Here is a 3,437-nt window from a genome sequence, read left to right as displayed (position 1 = left end):
GAATTGAAAGGGTTTGGCTTAACCCTGATAACAATCAAATGCTAAATCATTAGTGTAGGTTGGTTGATGCGACAACTATCTTGACAAACAGCGGTCATCATGTTCAGCGGGCATACTACTAATGGCATGAGCAAGTCGACTCACCTGGTGATGCTTGCCTTGGCGGTCTTCAATAACAATATTTTGTTTAGTATTAAACCACCCTTTTAAAATTATCGCTTGCTGTTCATGAGCCGCATTCTGCAAAATGAGGCTTTGTTTATTACGTTGGATACCCAGGTGTTTTAAGTCCAAACTTCGCCAGTGAATAGTATCTAAGCTACCATCTGTTTTCTGACTATTTAGCACTAATGTCGTATAGGTATTATCAAGGGTATAATTATCATTGCCTAACCCTCCTTCTATCATAAATACACCATGGTTTAATTTAATACTATCAGCGTGATCGCTTAGTCTGATGACCAGCGGTGACTCCGTGAAAGTATTGGATTCGTTGAACGCACTATAATGACTGAATTTAACATTTCCCTGTTTTCCTGATTGATGCCAGGTATATTGGTTTTGTGTTAAGTCTAACGTGTAGTGAGTAGATGAGGCGTGAGATAAATCGAGGAGTTTAAGTGATATTTCACCTTGCTTATTGAGTGTGTAATGCCGTTCACCCTCATTTATTATTGATTGACTATTACTAACAATAAGCGCAAGGTTTTGCTGATTTTTTAATGCATGTTTTATTGTTAATTGGGTATTTCCGTAATGAGCGTTAATCACCTGTTTTTTAAGACTGTCGATTTTAAATAAGTTGTTTTGACCAGAAATTAGGTGAATAGTATCCATGTGCTCATCTGAGGCTCGGGTGTCGATGATCGACCGGCCATCATTTGTTGTGATCTGATAGGTGTCTGCACCTTGTCCTCCTATGGCTAATCCGCCTTCTTCACCCAGAACAAGAATATCATCGCCTGCTTCACCATAGAGTTGATCTACTCCGGCACCTCCCACAAGCATATTGCTTTGTTGGTTGCCTTTTATGATGTCACTTACTTGAGATCCTTTAACATGGTTAATTTGTTGGCTTAGCATAGATTGAACAGCTTGTTGATCAAATTGTAGCGTGTGTTGGTTAAGATCTACTCGCGTTATATTTTTCAAATTAGTGTGGGATAACAGCAATGAGTCAACAACAATGGTTGGATTGTTTTCACGGGGTTCACTTGTAGTCGCTTTATGACTATTTACACTGAAATTATACTGGTTGCCCAATGTGTCCATTAACGAAATGTGCTGATAAGCCTGACTTTTAAAATAATGTTTGATTGTCGCGATTTGAGTTTTATCCTTTGTTTGTGACGTTAAAAATGAGCGAATTTCTGCAAAAGTAGCTAGGTATTCTGCTGTAGATGAGTTTGAGGTGAACTTGTTAATCCAATCTTGTACATAATACGTTGAAAGATTGTGCTTCATTAACTGTTGCTCGATTATTTGCTGTGCTTCTTGTTTAAATGTTGCTGAGGATAAGGCGGATTTCAAGAGTACTGTTATATAATGCTGAATCCGTTGTGATACTATCCAGCCAGTATTGACCTGTAAAATTAAGTCATCATCTTTACTGGATTTTTTAGCTGTAAGCGTCTTGAGATTGGTAATCAGAAAGTCTGTTGTAGGGCTTGTAGGTAAATTAGTTTGAGGATGCTGAGTGTGATAATTCGCATGATGTTTTGCTTGAAAATCAATCGTGTGTTGCCAGTCATTGGATAAATAACTAATACCTCTATCTCGCAGAGACTTGGCTGATGCATAATAGTCGTCGTATAACTCCTGCCAGTTTTTCTGGTAGTGATTATCGAAGTTATTGATGATATCTATGCTGTCGGCTGCAATGATATCTTGCATTTGGATAATATAACTATCATGACCTTTACCTCCTTCAAGTAGATCATTGCCTTCACCACCAGCTAAATGATCATTCCCTTCGTTGCCTACTAATTTATCATTACCAGCAAAACCTGTAAGGGTATTGTCTTTGGCATTACCAATAAATTGGTCGTTGTGGTCTGAGCCAATTAAATGTTCGATATCTTTAATGATAAAGCCATAGGTATGACTTGTTCGTCCTAAACTTTTTGTCAGATCAATGTTAACCGAGTAATGGGAGCCTTTGGGTGGTGAGGTAAAATAGTTACGAACAGAAAAAGTATCTTCACCCTGGCCACCGATAAATTCAGATCGGCCATTGTCGGCATTACCTTCACCATGACGCCAGCGTAGTAATTCGAATATATCACTTTTATTGCCACCAAAAAGGTGTTTTCTTCCCCAGCCCGATACTTGAAAAATATTGCGTCGGTTTAAGTCCCCCTGTGCCATATCATAGCCATTGCCTAGCATGATGAGGGTAGCACCATCAGGATTCAAGTTGTCTAAAGCCTTAACTAATGCAGGTTTTGGTGTTTGTCCAAAGACATGGCCAGGGGCATAAGGTGGTTTATGAGCGTTATAGCGAGCCATTTGCTCAGATGATAATTGATAGTAATCGTGCCGTCCGGAAATGCCACCAATGACTTTTCCATAACTTGTTTCGATATGGCCTGCGCTGTACACAAGTTTATCAATACCGTTTTTCTGTAGTTGCTCGAACTGTTTGCTCATTTGAGCCTGATAAGCTGCAAAGGTTTGGTTATAGGCTGCTTTATTTTGCACATTTTCAGGTACAGGAAAACCAAAAAACACGGCAATACCTGTACGCCACAAGTCGCCTTCACTGATACCTACAGAACGAAGGTTTTGAGTAACTCGTACCGCATTATAAATACCTTGCGCGATACTGATTGCCAAGCCAATAGCAACACCGATAGGGCCTGCAGTAGCTGATACTAAGGACGCAATACCTGTGACAACAGAAATAATTGTGCCTGCTACAGCTAAAGAGCCTGAAACAATAGCGTCAATCCGTTCATTACCTTGAGTATTGGCTGCGGTTTTGAATGCATCTATGGCATACCATGTACCAATGCCTGCCCCAACAAAGTTGGTAAAGGCGCCTAGTTTTCCTGCAATACTGGATAATCGACTGGATAAAGAATGAATACGGCGGCTGTTGGCTAATACATCCATTGTGACATCCAATGTGTCCATGGATACTGCAATGCCTTCTCGTGAGGCATTGTAAGTATCCCCTTGGTGAGCTGCAGTTACTGTTTGATAGAGACCACCTGGTAATCGGCTTAATTGAAGCCCTAAGTTAATTCGAGATAAATGACTCGTTAAACGTTGCAGTTTATGTTTTCCATGCTGCTGTGGAGCATAAAATGTTTTGCTATGTTGTTCGATAGTATGTAAATGTTTTAGGCTCTATATGGATTCCTAGGGGGTAGCATATAATACAACCAAAGATGTATTATGCACGTCTATTTGGGTAAATTAAGTCAGTAATAAGC

The 3,437-nt window shown here is 39.8% G+C and carries 1 protein-coding gene; it reads right to left on the bottom strand.

The annotated features are described in order from the left end of the window. Positions 1–75: 75 nt before the first annotated feature. The gene (locus F607_RS0125715; protein ID WP_027710306.1) at positions 76–3,135 is read right to left on the bottom strand and encodes a calcium-binding protein; all 3,060 of its coding nucleotides are present in this window, start codon (positions 3,133–3,135) and stop codon (positions 76–78) included. Between the last annotated feature and the right edge of the window lie 302 nt (positions 3,136–3,437).

Origin of the sequence: Zooshikella ganghwensis DSM 15267, from assembly GCF_000428585.1 — a bacterium.
Classification (GTDB): Bacteria; Pseudomonadota; Gammaproteobacteria; order Pseudomonadales; family Zooshikellaceae; genus Zooshikella; species Zooshikella ganghwensis.
This window is presented reverse-complemented; position numbering and strand designations above follow the sequence as displayed.

Excerpts from the sequence above, each read along its gene's own strand:
- F607_RS0125715 (WP_027710306.1), bottom strand. The coding sequence starts at position 3,135 with ATGGACACATTGGATGTCACAATGGATGTATTAGCCAACAGCCGCCGT.